This is a genomic window from Amycolatopsis sp. NPDC089917, from assembly GCF_040684635.1.
Lineage (GTDB): Bacteria > Actinomycetota > Actinomycetes > Mycobacteriales > Pseudonocardiaceae > Amycolatopsis.
Genome location: NZ_JBFBGL010000018.1, coordinates 20,074 through 44,172, shown reverse-complemented (window position 1 = coordinate 44,172; position 24,099 = coordinate 20,074). Strand labels below are relative to the sequence as shown.

General features: G+C 69.7%; 23 protein-coding genes. 8 read left to right on the top strand and 15 right to left on the bottom strand.

From position 1 onward, the window contains the following. Positions 1–14 precede the first annotated feature (14 nt). Complete coding sequence (locus tag AB0N89_RS15675) at positions 15–1,370, bottom strand: PspC domain-containing protein (RefSeq protein WP_364204869.1); 1,356 nt, start codon at positions 1,368–1,370, stop codon at positions 15–17. A gap of 111 nt (positions 1,371–1,481) precedes the next feature. Between AB0N89_RS15675 and AB0N89_RS15670 the strand changes: the two genes are divergently transcribed. Both AB0N89_RS15670 and AB0N89_RS15665 read left to right on the top strand, forming a co-directional pair. After that, positions 1,482–2,747, top strand: a complete 1,266-nt coding sequence (locus tag AB0N89_RS15670; RefSeq protein ID WP_364204867.1) for a PspC domain-containing protein — start codon at positions 1,482–1,484, stop codon at positions 2,745–2,747. Then, positions 2,740–2,982 carry a hypothetical protein gene (locus tag AB0N89_RS15665; RefSeq protein WP_364204866.1) on the top strand — a complete coding sequence of 81 codons (243 nt, stop codon included), beginning with the start codon at positions 2,740–2,742 and terminating at the stop codon, positions 2,980–2,982. Before AB0N89_RS15670 ends, AB0N89_RS15665 begins: the two co-directional genes overlap by 8 nt. Positions 2,983–3,272: 290 nt before the next feature. On the opposite strand, the gene guaA is transcribed toward AB0N89_RS15665, so the two are convergent. Continuing rightward, positions 3,273–4,829: a glutamine-hydrolyzing GMP synthase gene (gene guaA / locus AB0N89_RS15660; RefSeq protein WP_364204864.1), complete on the bottom strand. Its 1,557-nt coding sequence runs from the start codon at positions 4,827–4,829 to the stop codon at positions 3,273–3,275. Positions 4,830–4,956: 127 nt separating this feature from the next. On the opposite strand from guaA, the gene AB0N89_RS15655 reads away from it, so the two are divergent. From AB0N89_RS15655 to AB0N89_RS15645, 3 genes are all read left to right on the top strand, one after another. Next, positions 4,957–5,487: a DinB family protein gene (locus AB0N89_RS15655; RefSeq protein WP_364204862.1), complete on the top strand. Its 531-nt coding sequence runs from the start codon at positions 4,957–4,959 to the stop codon at positions 5,485–5,487. 90 nt (positions 5,488–5,577) lie between these two features. Further along, positions 5,578–6,612: a zinc-dependent alcohol dehydrogenase family protein gene (locus tag AB0N89_RS15650; RefSeq protein ID WP_364204861.1), complete on the top strand. Its 1,035-nt coding sequence runs from the start codon at positions 5,578–5,580 to the stop codon at positions 6,610–6,612. Between the two features lie 19 nt (positions 6,613–6,631). Next, the gene (locus AB0N89_RS15645) at positions 6,632–8,077 is read left to right on the top strand and encodes an aldehyde dehydrogenase family protein (RefSeq protein ID WP_364204859.1); all 1,446 of its coding nucleotides are present in this window, start codon (positions 6,632–6,634) and stop codon (positions 8,075–8,077) included. Here the strand turns inward: AB0N89_RS15645 and AB0N89_RS15640 are convergent. Genes AB0N89_RS15640 through AB0N89_RS15630 form a run of 3 tightly spaced genes read right to left on the bottom strand, consistent with a single transcriptional unit; the run spans position 8,074 to position 12,026 of the window. Next, complete coding sequence (locus AB0N89_RS15640; RefSeq protein ID WP_364204857.1) at positions 8,074–9,528, bottom strand: FAD-binding oxidoreductase; 1,455 nt, start codon at positions 9,526–9,528, stop codon at positions 8,074–8,076. The genes AB0N89_RS15645 and AB0N89_RS15640 overlap by 4 nt on opposite strands. Positions 9,529–9,587: 59 nt before the next feature. Further along, positions 9,588–10,310: a maleylpyruvate isomerase N-terminal domain-containing protein gene (locus AB0N89_RS15635; RefSeq protein ID WP_364204855.1), complete on the bottom strand. Its 723-nt coding sequence runs from the start codon at positions 10,308–10,310 to the stop codon at positions 9,588–9,590. Positions 10,311–10,319: 9 nt separating this feature from the next. Beyond that, the gene (locus AB0N89_RS15630; RefSeq protein WP_364204853.1) at positions 10,320–12,026 is read right to left on the bottom strand and encodes a GMC family oxidoreductase; all 1,707 of its coding nucleotides are present in this window, start codon (positions 12,024–12,026) and stop codon (positions 10,320–10,322) included. Positions 12,027–12,099: 73 nt separating this feature from the next. On the opposite strand from AB0N89_RS15630, the gene AB0N89_RS15625 reads away from it, so the two are divergent. Then, positions 12,100–12,657, top strand: coding sequence for a DinB family protein (locus AB0N89_RS15625; RefSeq protein ID WP_364204851.1), 558 nt, complete (start codon positions 12,100–12,102; stop codon positions 12,655–12,657). Between the two features lie 102 nt (positions 12,658–12,759). On the opposite strand, the gene AB0N89_RS15620 is transcribed toward AB0N89_RS15625, so the two are convergent. The 3 genes from AB0N89_RS15620 to guaB form a co-directional block, all read right to left on the bottom strand. Beyond that, complete coding sequence (locus AB0N89_RS15620) at positions 12,760–13,893, bottom strand: GuaB3 family IMP dehydrogenase-related protein (protein ID WP_005166670.1); 1,134 nt, start codon at positions 13,891–13,893, stop codon at positions 12,760–12,762. Positions 13,894–14,064: 171 nt separating this feature from the next. Continuing rightward, positions 14,065–14,544, bottom strand: a complete 480-nt coding sequence (locus AB0N89_RS15615; RefSeq protein WP_364204849.1) for a DUF3574 domain-containing protein — start codon at positions 14,542–14,544, stop codon at positions 14,065–14,067. Positions 14,545–14,624: 80 nt separating this feature from the next. Then, positions 14,625–16,136 (bottom strand): IMP dehydrogenase, encoded by a 1,512-nt coding sequence (guaB, locus tag AB0N89_RS15610; RefSeq protein ID WP_364204848.1) that lies wholly within the window; start codon positions 16,134–16,136, stop codon positions 14,625–14,627. 135 nt (positions 16,137–16,271) lie between these two features. Between guaB and AB0N89_RS15605 the strand changes: the two genes are divergently transcribed. Next, complete coding sequence (locus AB0N89_RS15605; RefSeq protein WP_005166667.1) at positions 16,272–16,658, top strand: DUF5319 domain-containing protein; 387 nt, start codon at positions 16,272–16,274, stop codon at positions 16,656–16,658. A 75-nt stretch (positions 16,659–16,733) separates the two neighbouring features. Here the strand turns inward: AB0N89_RS15605 and AB0N89_RS15600 are convergent, their stop codons facing one another. From AB0N89_RS15600 to AB0N89_RS15580, 5 genes are all read right to left on the bottom strand, one after another. After that, positions 16,734–17,681, bottom strand: coding sequence for an anti-sigma-D factor RsdA (locus tag AB0N89_RS15600; RefSeq protein WP_364204845.1), 948 nt, complete (start codon positions 17,679–17,681; stop codon positions 16,734–16,736). Beyond that, the gene (locus AB0N89_RS15595) at positions 17,682–18,254 is read right to left on the bottom strand and encodes a sigma-70 family RNA polymerase sigma factor (RefSeq protein WP_026467317.1); all 573 of its coding nucleotides are present in this window, start codon (positions 18,252–18,254) and stop codon (positions 17,682–17,684) included. Between the two features lie 383 nt (positions 18,255–18,637). Then, entirely contained in the window at positions 18,638–19,234 is a 597-nt protein-coding gene (locus AB0N89_RS15590) for a response regulator transcription factor (RefSeq protein ID WP_003073605.1), read from the bottom strand. A 140-nt stretch (positions 19,235–19,374) separates the two neighbouring features. Further along, positions 19,375–20,214 carry a hypothetical protein gene (locus AB0N89_RS15585; protein ID WP_364204843.1) on the bottom strand — a complete coding sequence of 280 codons (840 nt, stop codon included), beginning with the start codon at positions 20,212–20,214 and terminating at the stop codon, positions 19,375–19,377. Between the two features lie 9 nt (positions 20,215–20,223). Continuing rightward, the gene (locus AB0N89_RS15580) at positions 20,224–21,177 is read right to left on the bottom strand and encodes a MerR family transcriptional regulator (RefSeq protein ID WP_364204842.1); all 954 of its coding nucleotides are present in this window, start codon (positions 21,175–21,177) and stop codon (positions 20,224–20,226) included. Between the two features lie 209 nt (positions 21,178–21,386). Between AB0N89_RS15580 and AB0N89_RS15575 the strand changes: the two genes are divergently transcribed. Further along, positions 21,387–21,689 (top strand): WhiB family transcriptional regulator, encoded by a 303-nt coding sequence (locus AB0N89_RS15575; RefSeq protein ID WP_037335869.1) that lies wholly within the window; start codon positions 21,387–21,389, stop codon positions 21,687–21,689. Positions 21,690–22,050: 361 nt separating this feature from the next. Here the strand turns inward: AB0N89_RS15575 and groL are convergent, their stop codons facing one another. Beyond that, a complete protein-coding gene (gene groL, locus AB0N89_RS15570; protein WP_364204840.1) occupies positions 22,051–23,664 on the bottom strand; it encodes a chaperonin GroEL in 1,614 nt (537 codons plus the stop codon). A gap of 100 nt (positions 23,665–23,764) precedes the next feature. Then, positions 23,765–24,058 (bottom strand): co-chaperone GroES, encoded by a 294-nt coding sequence (groES, locus tag AB0N89_RS15565; RefSeq protein WP_007031106.1) that lies wholly within the window; start codon positions 24,056–24,058, stop codon positions 23,765–23,767. Between the last annotated feature and the right edge of the window lie 41 nt (positions 24,059–24,099).

Here is a 24,099-nt window from a genome sequence, read left to right as displayed (position 1 = left end):
TGAGCATAGCGACCTCACGCCGCGCCCTTCCCCGCCTTGACCGGCATCTCCAGCTGGACCTCGGTTCCTTCCCCCGGTGCGGTACGCAGTTTGAGCTTCCCGCCGTGCCGTTCCATCCGCCCCCGGATGGAGTCGGCGAGACCGTGCCGGTCGCTCGGCACGACATCGGGGTCGAACCCCTTGCCCCTGTCCCGCACGAAAACCGTCACCGCCGTCGGCTCGACCTCGGCGTACACGCTGACCTCGTCGACACCCGCGTGCTTGGCGGCGTTGACGATCGCTTCGCGCGCCGCCTGGACCAGCGCGGTCAGCGGCTCGTTCAGCGTCGCCTCCCCCACGACGACCTGCTGCACCGAGATCGCGAACGCGTCCTCGACCTCGCCGCACGCGGCCGCGAGTACCTCCGACAGCTGCCCGCTGACGGCCTCCTCCTCGCTCTTCTTGCTCTTGCCGTACCCCGACGGCCCGTACAGCCAGCCGCGCAGTTCGCGTTCCTGCCCGCGCGCGAGCCTGGCGACCTCCCGCGGCGATTCCGCCTGCTTCTGGATCAGCGCGAGGGTCTGCAGTACCGAGTCGTGCAGGTGCGCGGCGATCTCGGCGCGTTCGTCGGTGCGGATACGGGCCATGCGCTCGTCGGACAGGTCGCGGACCAGGCGCAGCCAGAACGGGACGGTGAGCACGGCCACCCCGATCAGCGTCGCGATCACGGCGACCAGCGCGAACTTGACCTGATCGATGCTGCCGCTCTCCAGGACGACCACGCCGATGCCGGTCATCACGAGCGCGACGCCGGCGACCACGCGGATCGCGGCCGACCAGCCCCCGCCGCCGAGGAACGCCGTGGCGACACCGCCCTTGGCGCTGACTCGCCAGCGACGTCGCTGTGACTCGTCGGCCTCCCGCCAGACGACGGCCGCACCGATCATCGCCAACGCCAGCGGGATGGCGACCCAGCCGCTGATCAGGCCGGTCAGCGTGCCGCTGGCGACGGCGAGACCGACGCCCAACGCCATGAGGCCGAATGCCTGCTGCTTCTCCTTCGGCGCGGATTTCTCCGGCTCGACCTCACCGGACTGCTGCTGGACGAAGACCCAGAGCAGGCCGTACGCGAGCAGGCCGGCGCCGTTCAGCGCGGCCAGCAACGCGAACGCGGTCCGGACCCAAAGCACCTTGACGCCGAGGTGGTCGGCGAGGCCGCCGGCGACACCCGCGATGGCGCGGCCGGAGCGGCGGCGGTACATCTTGGGTGGCTCGAACGGTGCCGGGGACAGGCTGCCGGGAACGGGCGCCGGAGGGCGCTCGATGATCGTCGGCTTCACCTGGTCGGCGAGGTCGTTGGGGGCGGATTCCTGCACGTTCTCCATGGTCACACGGAGTCCGGTACTGATCCATCGGGGAAACCCCTGACTCTTCCCGCTGGGGGAAACCTCAGGGACGTTCCCGGATGTGGCGAGGGAACATCGGGGCGCATTCTTTGTGGCATGAGTGGGAGTGAGACACACGTTCCGAAGCGCGGCCCGGCGGCCGGCTTCGAAGAGACCGTCAAGGATTTCTGGCGGAGCAGGCCGGTCCGCCCGGTGGCGGGCCGCAAGTTCGCCGGTGTCGCGGCGGGGCTCGGCTACCGGTACGGCATCGACCCGACCGTGGTCCGCGTCGCGCTGGTCGCCGCGACCGTGTTCGGCGGGTTCGGCGTCTTCGTCTACCTGCTGGGCTGGCTGTTCCTGCCGCAGGAAGGCGACCAGGTATCCGCGTTCGAGGGCCTGATCGGCCGGGGCCGCGCGTCGAGCTCACCGGCGTTCGCGGTACTGCTGCTGATCCTGCTGTTCCCCGGTATCACCTGGACCTTCAGCGGCGGCTGGATGGGTGACGGCACCGGGCTGATCGGTTTCGCGCTGATGGCCGTCGCGCTGTACCTGCTGCACCGCAACCGCGGGCAGTACAACCGGCCGGTTATGCCGACCCCGGCTCAGCCGGCCGCCGCGTTCTCGATGGCGTCCGCGGCCACCGCCTCGACGGCGACCGAGAGCGGCTGGGACCCGCTCGCGGCCGATCCGTCCGCTTGGGACTTGCCGAACGCTTCGCCGTCCGGTGGTCTGCCGCCGCAGACCCCTCCGCCGCCTCCGGCGCCGCCGATGCCCCGTCGTCGCAAGTCGAAGATCGGCGCCGCGACCTTCGGGTTCGCCGTGCTGGTCGGCGGGGTCGGCACCGTGATGGGCCTGGACGGTGAGCCGTGGTTCACCCTGCCGCACGTCATCGGGCTCACCCTGGCCGTGGTCGGGATCGGGCTGGTGGCCGGTTCGTTCGTGCGCGGCGGTCGCGGGCTGATCGGCCTGGCGGTGCCGCTGGCGATCGCCGGAATGGCGCTGACGACGGTCCCGTTCGAGAACTTCTCCGTCAAGGGCGGTCTCGGGGACCTGCAGGGCACGCCGACCCAGGTGTCCGAGGTGCTGCCGGAGTACCACCGCTCGGCGGGGGACATCAACCTCGACCTGACCAAGCTGCCCGCGGGAGCGGCGGTGACCACGAAGGTCACCTCCGGGGCGGGCAACTCGACGGTGCTCGTGCCGGCGGGTGCCGAGGTAAAGGTCTCCTGCGAGACGGGAGCAGGAGACGTCGACTGCCTCGGCCAGTCGCGCTCCGGGGTCGGCGAGGACACGATCGACTTCACCTCGCCCGGCGACAGCGGGCAGAAGATCACTCTGAAGGTCAAGAACGGTGTCGGGAACGTGGAGGTGCGTCGTGGCTGAGTACGACTACGACAACTACGACAGCACGCAGACCCAGGCGGCTCAGGCGGCGAAGCGCGGGGTGGACCTCATCACCCTGTTCGTCGGGATCGCGACGCTGCTGGTGTCGGGTTACGTCCTCTCGGACGGTGCCTCATGGCTTCCGCGGTTCGACTTCCGGTGGGTCATGGCGGGCGGGGCGATCTTCGTCGGTGTCCTGCTTCTCGCCGCCTCGCTGCGCAAGAGCCGCCGCTAGCGGCCCGCCCACGATCCACCCCACTCCGAAGGCCCCGGCCCCTCGCCGGGGCCTTCGCCTTGCTCCCACCCCGGCCCCGTTTCGACTTTCGCCCCCTAATCGCGATCCGGTCACCCAGGTGCCCACGGACCACCAGATCGCGATTAGCCCGCTAAAGTCGAAACGGGCTCGCGCAGGTGCCCGGGCCGCCGGATCGCGATTAGCCCGCTAAACGCGATCCCGGTCGCCCGGGGACCTGGCGGCGCCGGATCGCGATTAGGGGACGAAAGTCGAGTCCGGGCGGCAGCCGGTCACTCCCACTCGATGGTGCCCGGCGGCTTGGACGTGACGTCCAGGACCACCCGGTTCACCTCGGCGACCTCATTGGTGATGCGGGTCGAGATCTTCTCCAGCACCTCGTAGGGCAGCCGCGTCCAGTCCGCGGTCATCGCGTCCTCGGACGACACCGGCCGCAGCACGATCGGGTGCCCGTAGGTCCGCCCGTCGCCCTGGACGCCCACGCTCCGGACGTCGGCCAGCAGCACCACCGGGCACTGCCAGATCTCGCCGTCCAGCCCGGCCGCGGTGAGCTCCTCGCGCGCGATGGCGTCGGCCGCACGCAGCGTCTCGAGCCGCTCGGCGTCGACGGCGCCGATGATCCGGATGCCGAGACCCGGCCCGGGGAACGGCTGCCGCTGCACGATCGTCTCCGGCAGTCCGAGTTCCAGCCCGACGCGCCGCACCTCGTCCTTGAACAGCAGGCGCAGCGGCTCGACGAGCTCGAACTGCAGGTCGTCGGGCAGCCCGCCGACGTTGTGGTGGCTCTTGATGTTCGCCGCGCCCTCGCCGCCGCCGGACTCGACGACGTCCGGGTACAGCGTGCCCTGGACCAGGAACTTGTAGTCGCCCTCGGCCTTGAGGTCGCGCTCGGCCTGCTCGAACACGCGGATGAACTCGCGGCCGATGATCTTGCGCTTCTCCTCGGGGTCGGTGACCCCGGCCAGCGCGTCGAGGAACCGGTCACGCGCGTCGACCGTCACCAGGTTGACCCCGGTCGCGGCGACGAAGTCGCGTTCGACCTGGGTGCGCTCGCCGGAGCGCAGCAGACCGTGGTCGACGAACACGCAGGTCAGCCGGTCACCGATGGCGCGCTGCACGAGCGCGGCAGCCACCGCCGAGTCCACGCCGCCGGAGAGTCCGCAGATCGCACGGCCGTCGCCGACCTGCTCGGCGATGCGCTTGACCTGGTCGTCGACGATGGACGACGTCGTCCACTGCGGCTTGATGCCCGCGATGTCGTGCAGGAAGCGGCGGAGCACCTCCTGGCCGTGCGGCGAGTGGTGCACCTCGGGGTGGTACTGGACGCCGGCAAAGCGGCGCTCGACGTCTTCGAACCCGGCGACGGCGGCACCGTCGCTCGACGCGGTCACAGTGGCGCCTTCAGGGGCCTTGGTGACGCTGTCGTTGTGGCTCATCCAGGCGGGCTGGGTGCTCGGGAGACCGGCGTGCAGGACACCGCCCTCACCGGCGACGCGGACCTCGGTGCGGCCGAACTCGCGGATCCCGGTCGGCTCGACCGTGCCGCCGAGGGCCTGCGCGAGCACCTGGTGGCCGTAGCAGATCCCGAGGATCGGCACGCCCGCGTCGACAAGGCCGGGGGCCAGGGCGGGGGCGTTCTCCGCGTACACGCTGGAAGGACCACCGGAAAGAATGATCGCGGCGGGGTCCTTGGCGAGGATGTCCTCGGCGGTGGCGGTGTGCGGGACGACCTCGGAGTACACCTGCGCCTCGCGCACGCGGCGCGCGATCAGTTGCGCGTACTGCGCCCCGAAGTCCACGACGAGTACCGGACCGGTGGGACTGGGCACCTGAAACCTCCAGATCAGAGCAGTACGCTTCCCCACCATCGTCCCAGGTGGGCCCGGTCACTCCGCCGCCAACCCCCTCACGATTCAGGACAGCGGATGACCGCGACGCGGCCTACCGTCCGAAGGCATGGGCATCGACTGGAGCAAGGAACTCTCCGAACAGCTCGACTGGCACTGGACGCACCACCTCCGGTCACGGCTGGACACCCTTGGCGACGACGAATACTTCTGGGAACCCGCCGAGGACTGCTGGACGATCCGGCCGGACGAGACCGGCAAGCTCATGATCGACTGGGCGTATCCGGAGCCGTCCCCACCGCCGGTGACGACGATCGCCTGGCGCCTCGCCCACATCATCGTCGGCGTCTTCGGGATGCGGAACGCGTCGCACTTCGGCGGCCCGCCCCTCGACTATCAGACCTTCCCGTACGCGGCCTCCGCCAAGGAAGCGCTGGACCAGCTCGACGACGCGTACGCGCGCTGGCGTGACGGTGTCCGCGGCCTGACCGCCGAGGGCCTCGTACGGCCCTGCGGCGAGGCCGAAGGCCCGTACGCCGAGTACCCGCTCGTCACGCTCGTCCTGCACATCAACCGGGAGGCCATCCACCACGGCGCCGAGGTCCTCCTCCTGCGGGACCTCCACGCGCATCGAGATTAGCCCGCGAAACTCGATCCCCGGCCCGCGTCGCGATTAGCCCGCGAAACTCGACGCGCCCATACTGGGGCCAGCCCAGGAAAGGACCCCGTCTTGCGAGCGACTGTCATCTACGGCGCCGGCGACGTACGCGTCGAGACCGTCCCGGACCCGAAGCTGAGCGAGCCCACCGACGCCCTCCTCCGCGTCGTCCGCGCCTGCATCTGCGGCAGCGACCTCTGGCCGTACGGCAGCATGCCCGCGCGCGACCGCGGCGCCCGGATCGGTCACGAATTCCTCGGCACCGTCGAGGCCGTCGGCGCCGACGTCACCACGCTCAAGGCCGGGGACCTCGTCGTCGCGCCCTTCGTCTACTCCGACAACACCTGCCAGTTCTGCCGCGAAGGCCTCCACACCTCCTGCCTGCACGGCGGCCACTGGGGCGCGAAGGGCGTCGACGCCGGCCAGGGCGAGGCCGTCCGCGTCCCGCAGGCCGACGGCACCCTGGTGAAACTCCCCCACACCGAGGACGACGACCTGCTCGCCTCGCTCCTCACGCTCTCCGACGTCTTCCCGACCGGCCACCACGCCGCGGTCAAGGCGGGCGTGAACGAACGCACCACGGTCACCGTCATCGGCGACGGCGCCGTCGGCCTCTCCGCGGTCCTCGCCGCGAAGCGACTCGGCGCCGAGCGCATCATCCTGATGGGACGGCACCAGACCCGCACCGACCTCGGCCGCGAGTTCGGCGCGACCGACGTCGTGGCCGAGCGCGGCGACGAAGGCATCGAGAAGGTGCGAGAGCTGACGAACGGCGAAGGCACGCACACCGTCCTCGAATGCGTCGGCACGAAGCCCGCCTTCGAGATGGGCGTCGGCGCGGTCCGTCCCGGCGGCACGGTCAGCCGCGTCGGCTTGCCGCAGTACGCCGAGGGCCCGATCGGCCCGTCGCTCTTCCGCCGCAACATCACCGTCACCGGCGGGGTCGCGCCCGCCCGCCACTACATCCCCGAGCTGCTCGACGACGTCGTCGAGGGCCGGTATCAGCCGGGCAAGGTGTTCGACCGGACCATCGGGCTCGAAGAGGTCCCCGACGGTTACCGCGCGATGGCGGATCGCGAAGCTCTCAAGGTGCTCGTCAAGCCCTGACTGGAATACCTTGTCATCCATGGACATGATCACCCCGGAGCCGCGTCCCGCCTGGATCGCCGGCCGCCCTGAGCAGGGCGCTTCGACGCTCACCGTGCATCACCCCTACGACGGGAGCGAAGTCGCGACCGTCGCGGTGCCCGGCCCGGAGCAGGTCGAACGAGCGGTGAGCGCGGCGGCGAGTGTCGCGAAGGAGTTCCGGCGGTCCTCGGCGCACAGCCGCGCCGCGGCGCTCGACCACGTTTCGCGGGTCATCGCCGGCCGGGCCGAGGAGATCGCCGAGGTCATCACCGCCGAGAACGGCAAGCCGCTCAAGTGGGCCGACGCCGAGGTGCGGCGCGCGGTGTCGGTGTTCCGGATCGCCGCCGAGGAGGCCCGCCGGTTCAGCGGCGACCTGCAGCGCCTCGACACCGACCCCGCCGGCGAGGGCAGGCTGGCCCTCACGCGTCGCATCCCGCGCGGCCCGGTGCTGGGCATCGCGCCGTTCAACTTCCCGCTGAACCTGGTGGCGCACAAGGTCGCGCCGTCGCTCGCGGTCGGCGCGCCGATCATCGTCAAACCCGCGCCGCGCACGCCGTTGGCCGCTTTGATCCTCGGCGAGATCCTGGCCGAGACGGACCTGCCGGAAGGCGCGTTCTCCGTGCTGCCGCTCGGCAACGAGGAGACCTCGGCGCTGGTCGCGGACCCGCGTCTGCCGGTCGTGTCGTTCACCGGTTCGGGTCCGGTCGGCTGGTCGATCGCGGACGCCGCGCCGCGCAAGCACGTCGTGCTCGAACTCGGCGGCAACGCGGCCGCGGTCGTGCTCCGCGATTGGCCGGATCCCGAAGGCGCGGCGCACCGCATCGCGACCTTCGGCAACTACCAGGCCGGGCAGTCCTGCATCGCCGTGCAGCGGGTCATCGTCGAAAGCGAGGTCGCCGAAGAATTCGTGCCCGCCTTGGTGGAAGCCGTGCAGTCACAGCAAACCGGTGACCCCTACGACAAGAACACCGACGTCGGACCGGTCGTCGACGAAGCCGCCGCGGAGCGGATCGTGGCTTGGATCGACGAAGCCGTCGCCGCGGGCGCGAAGATCCTCACCGGCGGGAAACGGGACGGCGCGACGGTGGAGCCGACCGTGCTCACCGACGTCCCACCGTCCACAAAGGCCTGGTCCAAGGAGATCTTCGGCCCGGTGCTCGCGGTGTCCATTGTGGATGGTGTCGACGAGGCTTTCGCTTCGGTCAACGAATCCGCGTACGGCCTGCAGGCCGGGGTGTTCACCCGCGACGTACATCTCGCCTTCTACGCGTCGACCGAACTCGAAGTCGGCGGCGTGATCATCGGCGACGTCCCGTCCTATCGCGCGGACCAAATGCCTTACGGCGGCGTCAAAGGATCGGGAGCCGGACGCGAAGGTGTCCTCGCCGCGATGAACGACCTCACCGAAGAACGCGTCACCGTCTTCACCGGCATCGACCTCTAAGCCGGGGTGACGGCCTGCGCGAACCCGAACACCTTGTCCGGGTCGTAGGTCTTCGCCACCTGCTTGAGCCGGGTGGCGTTGTCGCCGTAGTAGGCCGTCATCCAGTCGGGCAGGGCGGGGTCGATGTAGTTGACGTAGCCCCCGCCCAGCCCGATCCCCGACACCACCTCCGCGACGGAATTCGTCGCGGCGGAACGATTTCGCGTATCCGCCTGGCTGTAGATCTGCACGCTGCCGATCGCCTTCCGGTGCCAGAAAGCGGTGGCGTCCGGCGCGACTTCGGCGACGGCGCCGCCGAGACCGTCGACCAGGAGGTCCATGCCGCGCCTGCCGTCGAGGATCGACGTCAGCTTCGCGGGATCCGCCGGTTCGCCGAGGATTCGCGATGAGGCCACAAAGGACTGTCGGCTTTCACTGCCGGAGAAGTACTTCATGGCGCCGAGATAGTCGAGCTGCTTCACCGTCCGCGTTCCGTTCACCTTGGCGGTCAGCTTGTCCAGCACCTTGGCGAGCGAAGCGGAATCCCCGACGTAGCAGCCGGAAATCCGCGCACCGACAGGAGATCCACCCGACAACACGACGTTCGCCCACAGCTCCGGCGGAGCTTCGGGCAGCCACCGCTGCCATTCGGCGAGGACATCGTTCGCACTGCCCGCCGGGAAGCGCAGGGAGAACACGGAAACGACCGATGGCGACGGGTCCGTTCGGAAAGTGAACGAGGTGACGACACCGAAGTTGCCGCCGCCACCGCCGCGCAACGCCCAGAACAAGTCCGGTTCGGAATCCGCGGACGCGGTCCGGAGCTTCCCGTCCGCGGTGACGACCTGCGCGGACACCAAGTGATCGCAGGTGAGTCCGTATTTGCGGGCGAGGACACCGATACCGCCGCCGAGGGTCAGCCCGGCGATCCCGACACTAGGACAGGACCCCGCCGGCAGGCAACGTCCCGCGCCACCGAGTTTGGCGTAGACGTCCTTCAGCTTCGCGCCCGCGCCGATCACGACCTGGTCTCCCTGAACGTCCACTGAGGACATTCCGCCGAGGTCGATCATCAAGCCGCCGTCGGGAACCGAGTAGCCGGCATAGCTGTGGCCACCGCTGCGAGCGGCGATCGGGACCCGCCTCGCCGCCGCTTCGACCGCGGCCTGCACGTCTTCCGGCTTGGCACATTTCGCGATCGCGGCGGGCTTGAGCCCGTCGAAAGCGGGGTTGAACACGCGTTTGGCGTTGTCGTAGCCCGAATCCCCCGGCAGGAGCAACGAAACCTTGTTCCGCAACGCGGCCCAGTCCGGCGGACCGGACGGCGGCGCGACACTGCTGCTCTGCGGCAATGACGTGCCGGGAGAAGACGTGGGCGCTTGCGCGGGAGGCGTGGTGGAGCACGCCGTCGCGGCCGCCCCCACCGCGGTCGCACCGGCGAGCTTGAGAAAGTTCCTTCGCCCCAGCTTCATACTTGTGAAGACGTGCGGGTCACGGCGAGGTTGCCCATGATCACCCGGCCGAGTCACGGTCAGAGCCACTGCGGGAGCGGCGGTACGTCGCCGTCCAAAGTGGATCCGTCACCACGGCCGGTCACCCATTTCAGCACTTCACCGCGGGTGCCGGTCAGCGTCACCGGCTCACCTTCCCCGAGCCGCCACTCGTGCCGGTACCCGTTCGGCTCGGCGGCGACCAGGAGCACGGCGGGCAGGTCGCCGCCGTACATGCCGATGGCGTTGCCGACGACGACGTCGAACTCGTCGCCGAGCAGGTCGGCGACCCGGGCGAAGTCGTAGCCGAGGTCGAGATCGGCGAGGTGGATCGAGGTTTCCGAGAGGCGGAGCCAGAGCACGAACTCCGCCGGGATCTCCCTGCCTTGCCGGGCGCGCACCCGGACCGACCACGCGTCGTCCGGCAGGCTCGACGCGATCTCGACCAGCCGTGCCGCCGAACCGGCGACGTCCTCGGCGATCTCCTCGGCGGATCGGTACGCGCCCTTTTCGATATCGCCGTCCCTGGCCGCCTCTCCGGCGTACATCGGCGTCTCGACACCCGTTTTCGCCCAGGTCAGCAGGTTGACGAGGCCGTCCGCGTTGCGCGCGAGATGGGACAGCAGATGGGCCCGCGTCCAGCCCGGCAGCCCGCTCGGACCGCGAACGGCGGTCTCGTCGAGCCCGCGCACCAGGCGCTCCCATTCGTCGTGCAGGGTGCGGACGCGTTCGAGCAGGGCGTGGGCGCGTTCGGCGGCTGTCACATGCTCAATTTAGCGCCGAAGTGCCGCCGGCGCGTCCGCCGGAACCGCGGGATTCTTCGGCGCGATCGGCTCCAAGCGCGCGTACGCCGAGTCCTGCGGCGGCCGATTGTCCTTTTCGCCCTTGTTGGGCCACAGCGAGAACGCTCGCTCGGCCTGCGCGGTGATGGTCAGCGAGGGGTTCACGCCGAGGTTCGCCGTGATCGCCGAGCCATCCACAATGGACAGGCCCGGATAGTTGAAGACCCGGTGGTACGGGTCGATCACGCCGTTGGCGGGCGCCGTCCCGATCGGGGCGCCGCCGATGAAGTGCGCCGTCAGCGGGATGTCGAAGATCTCGCCCCACGTGCCGCCCGCCATCCCGCCGATGCGGTCGGCGGTGCGGAGGTTGGCCTCGTGCCCGGCGGGGATGAAGCTGGGGTTCGGCTCGCCATGGCCCTGTTTGGAGGTGTACTTGCGGCGGCCGAAGAGACCGGGCTTGGTGTAGGTGGTGATGGAGTTGTCGAGGCTCTGCATCACCAGCAGGATCACCGTGCGCTCGCTCCAGCGGTAGCCGTTGAGCAGGCGGACCGTCTGGACCGGGTGCTTGACCATGAAGTTCACGGCCTGGCGCCAGCGCGGGACCGCCGAATCGCCTTCGGTCGCGATGGTCTGGAGCAGGCTCATCGCGTTGCTGCCCTTGCCGTAGCGGACGGGCTCGATGTGCGTGTTGTCGTCGGGGTGGATCGACGACGTGATCGCGACGCCGCGGCTGAAGTTCCGTTCCTCGTCGACCGACGTGCGGGCGGCACCGATGATGGCCTCGGAGTTGGTGCGGGTCAGCTCGCCGAGACGCGGCGAGAGCTTCGGCAGCTTGGCGGTGTCGCGCATGCTGTGGAGCAGGTTCTGCGTGCCCCAGGTCCCGGCGGCGAGCACCACCTGTGCGGCGGTGAGCTTGTGCCGGAACTTCCGCGAGGTGGTCCCGGTCTTCCGGATGCTCACCTCGTACCCACCTGCGTTTCGCGGGCTGATCGCGCTCACGGTGGTGAGGGGGATGACCTTCGCGCCGTCCTTCTCCGCGAGGTACAAGTAGTTCTTGACCAGCGTGTTCTTGGCGCCGACGCGGCAGCCGGTCATACAGGCGCCGCATTCGGTGCAGCCGGTGCGCGCCGGGCCCGCGCCGCCGAAGTACGGGTCCTCGGTGCGTTCCCCCGGCTTGCCGAAGTACACGCCGACCGGCGTCGGGTGGTACGACTCCGGGACGCCCATGTCCGCCGCGACGCCCTTCATCACGACGTCGGACGGCGTGACGCTGGGGTTGGTGACGACGCCCAGCATGCGGCTGGCCTGGTCGTAGTGCGGGCCGAGTTCGGACTCCCAGTCGGTGATGTGGGACCACTGCGGGTCGACGTAGAAGGGCTTCAGCGGGCGGTACAGCGTGTTCGCGTAGACCAGCGAGCCGCCGCCGACGCCCGCGCCGGCGAGCACCATGACGTCCTTGAGCATGTGGATGCGCTGGATGCCGTAGCAGCCGACCTGGGGCGCCCAGACATAGCGGCGAAGGTCCCAGGACGTCTTCGCGAACTCGTCGTCGGCGAAGCGGCGGCCCGCCTCGATGACGGCGACGCGATAACCCTTCTCCGTCAGGCGCAGGGCAGCGACACTGCCGCCGAACCCGGAACCGACGACGATCACGTCGTAGTCGAAGTCGTCTTCAGTGGTGGTGTTACTGGCAGTCACACCCTCGACTGTAACCCCGGCCACCCTTTCTGACCAGAGGTAAGTTACTCGCTGGTTACCTTCCGGCTCGGGCATGCTCGGACTGGTGATCGACGATTTCGCGAAGGAATACCTGCACAGTGACCTGCGAGAGATCCGCGAAGCGATGCTCCGGAAGCTCGACGGGCTGCCCGAGTACGACATCCGCCGTCCCCTGACCTCGACAGGAACCAACCTGCTCGGCCTGGTCAAGCACCTGGCGACCTGGGAGGCCCGGTACTTCGGCGAGGTCTTCGACCGGCCGTTCCCCGAGGCCATCCCCGAACGCGGCGCCGACCTGTGGGCGACCGAGCACGAGTCGCGCGAGGAGATCATCGGCTTCTATCAGCGGGTCTGGGAGCACTCCGACGCGACCATCTCCGCCCTCGCCGTCGACTCGCCCGGCCATGTGCCGTGGTGGCCGCGTCCCCACGTGAAGCTGTTCAACGTCCTGGTCCACATCCTGACCGAGACCAACCGGCACGCCGGGCACGCCGACATCCTGCGGGAGCACCTGGACGGCACCGTCGAGGTGCCCGGCAAGGACGCTGCCTTCTGGGAGGCCCGGCGGGCCGAAATCGACCGCGCCGCCAAGGCAGCCGTGCGACTTTAGCGGGCTAAACGCGAAACAGGAGGGACGCCTGGGGCTCCTGAACGCAAAGCGGCCCGGATCGCGTTTAGCAGGCTAAACGCGATCCGGGCCGGGAAGCGAGCGTCAGCGGCGGACGGTCAGGCCCACCCGCTGGAACTCCTTGAGGTCCGAGTAGCCCGTCTTCGCCATCGCGCGGCGAAGCGCGCCGAAGAGGTTCACGACGCCCTCAGCGTCCGAGGACGGCCCGAAGAGCAGCGTCTTGAGGTCGACGGCGTAGTCCGGCCCCAGGGCCACGCGCGAACGCGGCAGCGACGGGTGCGCGGCCGCCGACGTCCAGTACAGCCCCTGCCCCGGCGCCTCGGAGGCGGCGGCCAGCGGCGCGCCCAGCATGACCGCGTCGGCACCGCAGGCGATGGCCTTGGCGATGTCGCCGGACACGCTCATCCCGCCGTCGGCGAGCACGTGCACGTACCGGCCGCCGGTCTCGTCGAGGTAGTCACGCCGCGCGGCGGCGGCATCGACGATCGCGGTCGCCATCGGCGTCCCGATCCCGAGCACGCTGTCGGTGCTCGTCACGCCACGGCTCGCGCCGTGCCCGACGATGACGCCGGCCGCGCCGGTGCGCATCAGGTGCATCGCGGTGCGGTAGTCACTGACGCCGCCCGCGATCACCGGAACGTCGAGACGCCCGATGAAGTCCTTCAGGTCCAGAGGCTCGGCGTCGCGCTGGACGTGCTCCGCGGAGATGATCGTGCCCTGCACGACGAGGATCTCGACGCCCGCCGCCAGCAGGTCCGGCGTGAGCTCTGCGGCGTGCTGCGGGCTGACCCGCGCGGCCACGGTGACGCCGGACTCGCGGACGGTCTTGATCGCCTCGGTCAGCAGGTCCAGCCGGATCGGGGCGGAGTGCAGTTCCTGCAGCTCACGCACGATCGCGGTCGGGTCCTCGGTGTCCTCCGCGGCCCGGACGAGGCGGAAGATCGCCTCCTCGACGTTCGGGTGCCGGGCCCAGAGCCCTTCGGCGTTGAGCACGCCCAGCCCGCCGAGCTCGCCGACGGCCACCGCGGTTCCCGGCGACACGATCGCGTCGGTGGGGTGCGTGACCAGCGGCAACTCGAACCGGTACGCGTCGATCTGCCACGCGGTGGACACGACCGAAGACGACCGGGTGCGCCGCGACGGCACGATCTCCACGTCATCGAGGTCATACGCCCGCCGCGCGGTGCGGCCCATGCCGATCTCGACCAGATCCCGCACGTCAAGTCCCTTCTCACCGACGACCGTTACACCCCATTGTCGCTAGGCCGCGTGGGTGACCTGCGACGGGGCTCCCGAACCGGGCCCGAAGTCACACCAGCCCCACTCGCCCCACCCGTTTCACGATTAGGGGGCTAAAGTCGCGCGGGTGGGGCGCGTGGGGCTGGTGGGTCAGAAGGAGACCTTCTCCACGGAGTCGGTCCGGAGGACGGATTCCTGGGCGAACGCCTTCTTGTAGTCGGTACGGATCTCTTCGATCTCACGGTTCGCGTCGCGGTCGCTGAACGGGTACACGACGACGATCACCTTCGACTTCTCCCGCGAGATCACCCCGTCCGAACCGCGCCACTGGCCGCGTCCGGTCAGCTCGGTGAACCCGTCCGGGAACCGCGGCGTGACGACCTTGTCGGTGAACGCGGCGAACTCGGCGTCGGTCAGCTCCCCGCCGCCCGGCTTGGTCGTGCCGAAGTACAGCTCGGTGCGCTTCCACAGCTCACCCGGCGACGTCTGGAAGGCGGCGGCCTCGACGGACTGAGGCGCGGCAGGCGCGGCGGTGGCGGTGGGGACGGCCGAAGCCGCGACCCCGCCACCGAGCCCGAGGGCCGCGGCGGCGAAGACGGCCAGCGCGGTCCTGCGCGACGTGAGAGACATCTGTTCCTCCCAGGAGACTTGATCAGCGGGCCAAGTCTCCCGGGAACGGAACCGGATGGGTAAGTGTCCTAAAGGGCGGACTAACGGGTGGTGTAGTTCGGCGCCTCGACGGTCATCGTGATGTCGTGCGGGTGGCTCTCCTTGAGCCCCGCGGCGGTGATCCGCACCAGCTGCGCCTCCTGCAGCTCGGGGATCGTCGACGCGCCCGCGTAGCCCATCCCGGACCGCAGCCCGCCCACCAGCTGGTGGACGACGTTCGCGAGCGGCCCGCGGAACGGGATCCGCCCCTCGATGCCCTCCGGGACCAGCTTGTCCTCGCTCAGCACGTCGTCCTGCGCGTAGCGGTCCTTCGAGTAGGACTTCGCCTCGCCGCGCGACTGCATGGCGCCCAGCGAGCCCATGCCGCGGTAAGTCTTGAACTGCTTGCCGTTGACAAGGATCAGGTCGCCGGGCGATTCGGCGGTGCCCGCGAGCAGGCTGCCGAGCATCACCGTGGACGCGCCGGACGCGATCGCCTTCGCGATGTCGCCCGAGTACTGGATGCCGCCGTCGCCGATGACCGGGATCCCGGCCGGGCGAGCCGCCTGGTCGGCCTCGTAGATCGCGGAGATCTGCGGGACGCCGACCCCGGCGACGATGCGGGTGGTGCAGATGGAACCAGGGCCGACGCCGACCTTGATCCCGTCCGCACCCGCCTCCACCAGCGCCTGCGCGCCGGCCCGGGTCGCGACGTTGCCGCCGACGATGTCGACGGTCTCGCCCAGTTCCTTCTTCAGCAGCGCGACGGTCTCGACGACGGCACGCGAGTGCCCGTGCGCGGTGTCGACCATCAGCACGTCGACCCCGGCGTCGGCCAGCGCCATCGCGCGCTTGTGCCCGTCCGGCCCGACGCCGACGGCGGCACCGACGATCAGCCGTCCGTTGGTGTCCTTGGAGGCGTTGGGGTACTGCTCGGTCTTGACGAAGTCCTTGACCGTGATCAGCCCGCGCAGTTTGCCCGCGCCGTCGACGATCGGCAGCTTCTCGATCTTGTGGCGGCGCAGCAGCCCGAGCGCGGCCTCCGCGGTGACCCCGACCTGCGCGGTGACCAGCGGCGGCTTCGTCATCACCTCGTGCACCGCACGGGTGTGGTCGACCTCGAACCGCATGTCGCGGTTGGTGATGATGCCCACCAGCGACCCGGCGGCGTCGGTCACCGGCACACCGGAGATCCGGAACCGCGCGCACAGGGCGTCGACCTCGGCGAGGGTGTCCTCGGGCGAGCACGTGACCGGGTCGGTCACCATGCCCGCTTCGGAACGCTTCACGACCTCGACGGCGGCCGCCTGGTCGTCGATCGGCAGGTTGCGCTGCAGCACGCCCATCCCGCCCTGGCGCGCCATGGCGATCGCCATCCGGCCTTCGGTGACCGTGTCCATGGCGGCGGAGACCAGCGGGATGTTCAGGGTGACGTTGCGGGAGAGCCGGGTGCGGGTGCTGACCGCACTGGGCACCACGTCGGACTCGGCAGGCAGCAGCAGCACGTCGTCGAAGGTCAGCCCGAGCATGGCGAACTTGCTCGGGACGGGGGAGGTGACGCTGTCGCTGGTCATAGCAGGCGAAGGGCCTTCCTAGCGGTGATAAATGGGAACCGCCGCGGGCTGGTGGCGCACGGCGGGGGCCTGCCCCTCATGATATCCGGGCCGGGCGGCCGCCCGGCCCGGGTGTGCGCCCGGTAGCGTGCAGGCGTGCCGCAAGATGCGTTGCCCCCAGACCCGTTCGCGGATGACCCGGACGACCCGGCCCGCGCGTTCATCGACGACGCCGACCGGCTCGACGAGCCGATCAGCGACGAAGAGCGCACCGAGTTGCTGGCCGACCTCTCAGATCTCGCCGTCTACCAGGCGCTTCTCGAACCGCGCGGGGTACGGGGAATCGTGGTCGACTGCGGTGAATGCGACGAACCCCACTACCACGACTGGCATCTGCTGCGCGCCAGTCTCGAGCAGCTGCTCGCCGACGGCCGCATGCGGCCGCACGAGCCCGCGTTCGATCCGAACCCCGGTGACTACGTGAGCTGGGACTACTGCCGCGGTTTCGCGGACGGTGTCACGGCCAACGAGAGCGCGTACTGAGCGCGTTTCGTCCTCTGAACGCCGAAAGGGCCTGGTGAGATCTCTCTCACCAGGCCCTTTCGGCGTTCAGGGGTACTAATTCGTCTCTTGGACCACGGCCGGAGCCTGCGCTCCCGCGCCCGGCGACGGCTCGTTGCGCGAGCCGCCGGGGTCGTTGCCCGAGGCCGGCGGCGTCGTCGACGTCGTGGGCGGCGGCGGTTGGCTGCTTGAGGTCGGCGGGGTCGGCGAAGGAGTCGTGGTGCCCGGCAGGCTCGTGCCGGGGTTACCGCCTCCGGGCAGCGACGTCGGCGGAGGCGTCGGCTGCGGAGTGGGCTGCGGGGTCGTCGCGACCGGCGTCTGCGTGGGCGACTGCTGATCCGGCGGCAGGGGCTGCTGCGTGGGATTCTGCAGCTGAGCGCTCAGCTGGCGGTGCTGTTCGAACAGCTGGTCGCGGTTCTCGTCGTCGGTCACCTGGCTCAGCGCGGCCTGTGCCTCGTCGAGCGCCTTGCGCGCGTCGTCGAGGCGCCCGCCGGCGAGCGCGAGGTTGGCCTTCTCCAGATCGAGTTTGGCCGCCGCTGCGGCCTCGACCGACCGGGCGTGGTCGGCGTAAAGCACCTTGGTCAGGCCCCAGAGCGTGTCACCAGGCTGCGCGTCCTTCGCGGCGAGACCGGTACCGGCGAAGGCGATGGCCAGGACAGCCGCGGCGGCGGCCACCGGGACCAGCAGCCGACGTCTTCCCCCGTGTTTGCGGGCGAGCGCGGCGGTCTTCACGGTGACGACGGCGGTGTCGACGTCGACGAGCTCCGCGAGCGGTTCGCTGTCGATGTCGCGCCGCCAGGCCAGCAGCAGCGCGTTGAGTTCCTGATCGCCGAGGTCGTCGGCCATCTTCGGATCCGAGCCACCGAGGGCGTCGAGCAGCGCGTCATCGGCCTGAACGGCCGACAGATCAGCGGCGAACTCGGCTTCGGAGGACGTCAGCCCTCTCTCGAAGGCCGTCAGTTCACGATCGGTCCCAGGGGAGAACCGATGGTCGCGGTCGGTCACTCAGATCACCTCCTCAGCGGCCAGAACCTTACGTAGGCGCGCCAAGGCGCGATGCTGGGCCACCCGGACGGCGCCGGGGGTGGACCCCACGGCCTCGGCCGTCTCTTCGGCGGACAATCCCACGACCACGCGCAGGACCACGATTTCACGCTGTTTGTCGGGCAGGACTCGCAGCAGCTGGGACATGCGCTCGTTCAGCTCGCCCTGGAGGGCACGCTGCTCGGGACCGACGCCGCCCTCGACCTCGTCGGGGACTTCGGCGACCGGTTCGGCGCGGTTGCGGGCCGCGGCGCGATGCGCGTCGGCCACCTTGTGCTGGGCGATCCCGTAGACGAAGGCCAGGAACGGGCGGCCCTGATCACGGTACGAAGGCAATGCCGTGAGCACCGCGAGACACACCTCCTGAGCAACGTCGTCTGCGGAAGCGAACGAACGCTCCTGCCTGCCAACCCGAGCGCGGCAGTACCGCACTACCAAAGGACGGATGGCCGCCAGCAACCGCTCGACCGCTTGAGGATCACCCTCAACAGCAGCGGCGACCGGCTCATCCAGTCCGTCCCCCACATTGGCCATCGCAGACAACAGTCCCAGTGTTACGTATAGGCGTGCAAAGAGTCCGGCGTGTGACTTCGGATGCCACTACCGGTGACAGCTACCGTACCGCTCGGGCGGGCCGCCTTCGCTGACGGCCGTCATCGGCGCGCCGCCTTCACGGCGAGCACGCTGAAACCCGGGGCTTCGCCGGTTCCCTTCGCTCATGGTCGAAACATCGACGAGCGGGAACGCAGCGGGGTACGGCGATCCGCCCGGAGGCGGACGCGCTCGGGCAAGAGTGCCCGAGCGGTGAACGGAAAAGTACGAAGCGTGACGGGAAACACAGGTACGGGCCAGGGGTACTCCCCCGGCCCGTTCGTCACCCGTCGTGCGATCCCAGCAGCGAAATCAAGAAAGCCTTGTCAGGAAACAAGTCCACGGCGGAATCCGTGGGCGACCGCTTGGGCACGGTCCCGAACTCCGAGCTTGCGGAACAAGCGGCGCGCGTGGGTCTTCACGGTGTCCTCGGACAGGTACAGCTCGCGGCCGATCTGTCCGTTGCTCTTGCCCTGGCTCATCCCGCGGAGCACCTGGAGTTCGCGCTCGGTGAGCTGGACGCCGGGGTCGGACGGCTGCCGCGGCGCCGGCACCGAGGTGCTGGCGAGCGTGTGCGCCAGTGCGGCGACCAGCTCGGGACGCGAGGCGTCCCAGCGCAGGTAGCCGCGGGCTCCGCCGGCGATGGCGGCGGCGATGCTGCCGGCGTCGTCCGGGGCACCGAACACGATCACGTTCGCTTGGGGGTTCGCCGAGACGAGCCGCCGGGTGGCTTCGACGCCGGTCGGGACGGCGCGCTGGGTACCGACCAGCACGACGTCGACCGGCTGACGGGAGTACCGGGCCAGCAGCTCGTCACCGTGCGCTACGCAGTCGATGCGACTGACCCCTGGGACCGCGGACATCACTCGAGTGAGCCCTTCGCGGACACTGCGTCGGTCGTCGCAGATCAAGACCGTCGTCACGGGGTTTCCTTCCTGCAGCCGGGTGACATTCCACTTCCCCTATCGGACGCTTTAGCCCGAACCTTGACACGATCCGGTGGCTTTTTTTGAAGTTTCTTAGCCCGGTTGCCGGAATGGGCCCTCCAACAGGCTAGACGCCCTCAGAGGGGGACCCACGGAGATTCCCGGGCGAGCCACCTCCCGCAAGGATCTGCGTGCCGTAACACTGCGTGCAACAGTTCGGACCCTCTGAATCGATACTCATCGGCGTGTCCCGCCTCGAAGTCGGCCGCGACCAGGCACGCCACCCACAGAAGTGAATTGAATTCGTATTTTTCAGCCGTTTCGCGCGCGCTCTCCACCAGCGCTTTCGCCCGGTTCCGGTCAGCGGAACTTCGATTCGCGACGGCTACGGCGAGTACCAGCTGCGATTTGACGACATGTCGGCAAGCTCCGCGGGCACGCGCCGTTTCCAGCGCCATTTCCGCAGGTGCGATCGCCGCCCCGGAAATGTTACCGGCCAGTTCGATTTCCGCGCCCACCCAACCGGCCCTGGTCCGGCTACGCCAGTTGCCGATATGCGCCTCCGCACGCGCCAGCAACCGCCGGGCGGCGGTCAGCCTGCCGCGCCCGAGGTTGTCCGCCGCGAGACCGAGGAAGGCGTCGGCTCGCGCCCCCTCCGCGTCCAGGCCGTCCGGATCGGGCTCACCTCGCGGCACCGCGATCGCCCGCGCGAGCGCCTCGCCGTCGAGGACGAGGGCCGCCGCGTGCCCGCCCAGCTGCCGTCGATGCGACGCCAGCGTGCTCGCGGCCAGCGACGCGAGCACCGGGTCCTTGCTCGTGCGCAAACCGGCCAGCAGGGTGGCCGCCGCGGCGTACCGGCCGCGCGCGCCGAGCCCGATCGCGGCGATCAGCCGTCCGCGAGGTGACGCGGGCACCGCGAAGGAGTTCGGCGGCGGCAGGCCGTCACCGAACGCGGCGGACCGCAAGGACTCTTCCATCGGTCCTTTCTATCGCCTCGCACCGACAAGAACGTGCTCGATCCGGTCGGCGGCGCTCGTCAATTCGCCGAGCAGTTCGATCTTGTCGGGGAGCGTGGCGGGATCCCAGCCCGGCCCGCAGGCGAACAGCCTGCTGCGCTGACGGCCGCGGGACACCCTGGCGAACAGGCGCGGGTCCGCGGTCGCCCGCCGTCCGGACCACAGCACCACCGCCGCCGGGACGCTGCGGCGGACCGTCACCGCGAGCACCTCGGCGGGCAGGGAGGCGCCGAACAGCTGGGCGCCGATCCGGCGGCCGCCGAGCGCCGCGGCGAGCGCGTACATCGGCAGGTTGTCGCGCTCGTCCGGGACACAGGTCAGCAGGACCGGCCGTTGGTTGCGCGGTTCACGGAGCACCGGCGTCGCGCGGACGAGGGCGGCGTACACGCATTCGGCGAGCAGGTACTCGACCTCCGCGCCGGCGCTGACGCCGCGCCAGCGGGCGCCCAGCGCGGTCAGGACCGGCGACACGACACCGGTCCAGGCGGGCAGGACGCCGAGTTCGCGGATCGTGTCGGCGAGCATGCGCTGGACCGCGCCGAAGTCCATCGCGAGCGCGGCCGTGCTCAAGCGCCTGGCGAGGCGGGAGGGGACGTCGTGATCCTCTGCGGGCGGCGCGGCGGCCCGCTCGTCCACTTGGACCACGGAGGCGTCCGGGATTTCCGTGGTCGTCCGGGGCATCTGTTCGAGGGCGTACTTCGCCGCTTCAGCCGTCGAGGCGCCGCGTAGCAACGCGCGCTGCATCAGTTCGAGGCGGCCGATGTCGGAGCTGCCGTAGCGGCGGTGACGGCCGTTGGTGTGGCGGCTCGGTCCTACGCCGTATCTGCGGTCCCAGGTGCGCAGGGTGGACGGTGCGACCCCGAGCCGGCGTGCGACCGAGGCCACCGGCAGGGTGGGTTCTTCACTGCTGATCCGAGATCCCACTCGACCCAATATCCAGGCAGCCCGGGACGGGGGCAACCGGAACGGAAAGTACCGCTCACACATCCGGGGGATGCCTAACGGCTGAATCGTCTTGAATCTCTTGAACAAGTATTGGCGCGCTTCTAACGTTACCGCCGTTGCACCGAATGGAGTATCCGCAGCGCAGCAGAGCAGGTAAACGCTTCGACCGGATGACGGAGGCGGTCAGGATGGCGGACACACGCAGGCTCCCGGGACCCAACGCGGATGTGTGGGACTGGCAGCTCGAAGGGTCGTGCCGGGGCATGGACAGCGCGTCCTTCTTTCACCCTGACGGCGAGCGCGGGCCGGCCAGAGCCCGCCGCGAGGCGAGGGCGAAAGCCGTGTGCCTGGCGTGCCCGGTGCTGGCCATGTGCCGGAACCACGCGCTCGCCGTACACGAGCCGTACGGTATCTGGGGCGGGCTGTCGGAATCGGAACGCGAGCACATCATCAAGGCGGACAAGCGCACATTAAGCATGTCGAACGGCTGATCCGGCCGAGTGGGCGACGCGGAAGGGCGGCATCCGGGTGGGGTGCCGCCCTTCCGCTCGTCCACGCCCCGCCGCTCCGCCCCTGCTCTCGCCGCCGCGCGTCACGATTAGCCCGCGAAAGTCGCTCTGCCCGGCCTGGGCACCCGCCGGCCTCCCGACCTCTGTTTAGCCCCCTGATCGCGATCTGTCCGGCCCGACCGCCGGATCGCGATTAGGGGGCGAAAGTCGCTCGGCCCTGCGGTCGCGCTCCCCAGCGCCCGGATCACGATTAGCCCGCGAAAGTCGCTCCTGCAGGGCAGAGCCGAGACAGCAAAGCGGGGCGGCACTCCGGGTGGAGTGCCGCCCCGCTTCGGGGGTGGAACTAGTGCGCGTGGCCGTGACCGGCCGCGGCGGGCTCCTCTTCGGCCGGCTTCTCGACGACGGAGCTCTCCGTCGTGAGCACGAGCCGGGCGATGGAAGCGGCGTTCGCCACCGCGGACCGGGTCACCTTGACCGGGTCGACGATGCCGGCGGCCAGCAGGTCGGTGAGCTCACCGGTGGCGGCGTTGAAGCCGTGCCCCCAGTTCTGCTCCTGGACCTTGTTCACGATGACCGCGCCCTCGTGGCCCGCGTTGGTCGCGATCCAGAACAGCGGGGCGGACAGCGCGTCGCGGACGATGCGGACACCGGTCGCTTCGTCGCCCTCGAGGCCGAGGCCGCCTTCGAGCTCCTTGACCGCGTGCACGAGCGCCGAGCCACCGCCGGGCAGGATGCCCTCTTCGACGGCCGCCTTGGTCGAAGCCACGGCGTCCTCGATGCGGTGCTTGCGCTCGTTCAGCTCGGTCTCGGTGGCCGCGCCGACCTTGATCACGGCGACACCGCCGCCGAGCTTCGCCAGCCGCTCCTGCAGCTTCTCGCGGTCCCAGTCGGAGTCGGTGTTCTCGATCTCCTTGCGGATCTGCGAAACGCGCCCGGCGATGTCGTCCTTGGTGCCGGCACCGTCGACGAGCGTGGTGTCGTCCTTGGTGACGACGATCCGGCGCGCGTTGCCCAGCTGGGCGAGCGTGGTCTCGGACAGCTTGTGCCCGATCTCGGCCGAGATGACCTCGCCACCGGTGACGACCGCGAGGTCGTCCAGGAACGCCTTGCGGCGGTCGCCGAAGAACGGCGCCTTGACCGCGACGGCGGTGATCGTCTTGCGCAGCGAGTTCACGACGAGGGTCGACAGCGCCTCACCGTCGACGTCCTCGGCGATGATCAGCAGCGGCTTCTTCGCCTCGACGACCTTCTCCAGCACCGGGAGCAGGTCGGCCAGAGCCGAGATCTTCTCGCGGACGAGCAGGATGTAGGCGTCCTCGAGGATCGCCTTCTGCTCCTCCGGGTTGCTCGCGAAGTGCGCCGACAGGAAACCCTTGTCGAACTGCACACCCTCGGTGATCACGAGCTCGGTCGCCAGCGTGGACGACTCTTCGATCGTGATGACGCCGTCTTCGCCGACCCGCTCGACGGCCTCGCCGAGCAGGGCGCCGATGGCCGCGTCACGCGAGGTGACGGTGCCGACCTGGGCGATGTTGTCGCGGCCCTTGACCGGGGTCGCCTTCTCCTTGAGGACCGCGATGACCTTCTCCGCGGCGGCCTCGATGCCACGGCCGACGGAGGTCGGGTTGGCACCGGCGGCGACGTTGCGCAGGCCGACCTTCACCAGCGACTGCGCGAGCACGGTCGCGGTCGTGGTGCCGTCACCGGCGACGTCGTTGGTCTTGGTGGCGACGCTCTTGGCGAGCTGGGCGCCGAGGTTCTCGAACGGGTCGTCGAGCTCGATCTCGCGAGCGACGGTGACGCCGTCGAGGGTGATGGTCGGGCCACCGAACTTCTTGTCGAGCACGACGTGGCGACCACGCGGGCCGAGGGTGACCTTGACCGCGTCGGCGAGCTTGTTCACCCCGCGCTCGAGCGCGCGACGAGCGTCCTCGTCGAAACTGATCTGCTTGGGCATGGCCTGTTCCGCTTACCTTCCAGTTCTAAAGCTCGGGAAACACGAACGCCCCGTTCCCCGGCAATGCGGGGCCCGGGGCGTCATGCGCTGAGAGCGGACGTCAGTTGATGACGGCCAGCACGTCGCGGGCGGAAAGGATCAAGTAGTCCTCACCGTTGTACTTCACTTCGGTGCCGCCGTACTTGGAGTAGATGACGACGTCGCCGACGGAAACGTCGAGCGGGACGCGGTTGCCCTTGTCGTCGATGCGGCCCGGGCCCACGGCCAGAACCTTGCCCTCCTGGGGCTTCTCCTTGGCGGTGTCGGGGATGACGAGGCCGGAAGCGGTCGTCTCCTCGGCCTCACTCGTCTGGACAACGATCTTGTCCTCGAGCGGCTTGATGTTCACGCTCACCGGGTTGACCTCCACGGTCGTCGAAAGCGTTGGCAGGATGA

Bases quoted from the DNA above. Each gene is read 5' to 3' on its own strand.
- AB0N89_RS15670 (WP_364204867.1), top strand. From the start codon at position 1,482: ATGAGTGGGAGTGAGACACACGTTCCGAAGCGCGGCCCGGCGGCCGGC.
- AB0N89_RS15655 (WP_364204862.1), top strand. From the start codon at position 4,957: ATGGGCATCGACTGGAGCAAGGAACTCTCCGAACAGCTCGACTGGCAC.
- AB0N89_RS15645 (WP_364204859.1), top strand. From the start codon at position 6,632: ATGGACATGATCACCCCGGAGCCGCGTCCCGCCTGGATCGCCGGCCGC.
- AB0N89_RS15640 (WP_364204857.1), bottom strand. From the start codon at position 9,528: ATGAAGCTGGGGCGAAGGAACTTTCTCAAGCTCGCCGGTGCGACCGCG.
- AB0N89_RS15625 (WP_364204851.1), top strand. From the start codon at position 12,100: ATGCTCGGACTGGTGATCGACGATTTCGCGAAGGAATACCTGCACAGT.
- AB0N89_RS15615 (WP_364204849.1), bottom strand. From the start codon at position 14,544: ATGTCTCTCACGTCGCGCAGGACCGCGCTGGCCGTCTTCGCCGCCGCG.
- guaB (WP_364204848.1), bottom strand. From the start codon at position 16,136: ATGACCAGCGACAGCGTCACCTCCCCCGTCCCGAGCAAGTTCGCCATG.
- AB0N89_RS15595 (WP_026467317.1), bottom strand. From the start codon at position 18,254: ATGGCCAATGTGGGGGACGGACTGGATGAGCCGGTCGCCGCTGCTGTT.
- AB0N89_RS15585 (WP_364204843.1), bottom strand. From the start codon at position 20,214: ATGGAAGAGTCCTTGCGGTCCGCCGCGTTCGGTGACGGCCTGCCGCCG.
- AB0N89_RS15575 (WP_037335869.1), top strand. From the start codon at position 21,387: ATGGCGGACACACGCAGGCTCCCGGGACCCAACGCGGATGTGTGGGAC.
- groL (WP_364204840.1), bottom strand. From the start codon at position 23,664: ATGCCCAAGCAGATCAGTTTCGACGAGGACGCTCGTCGCGCGCTCGAG.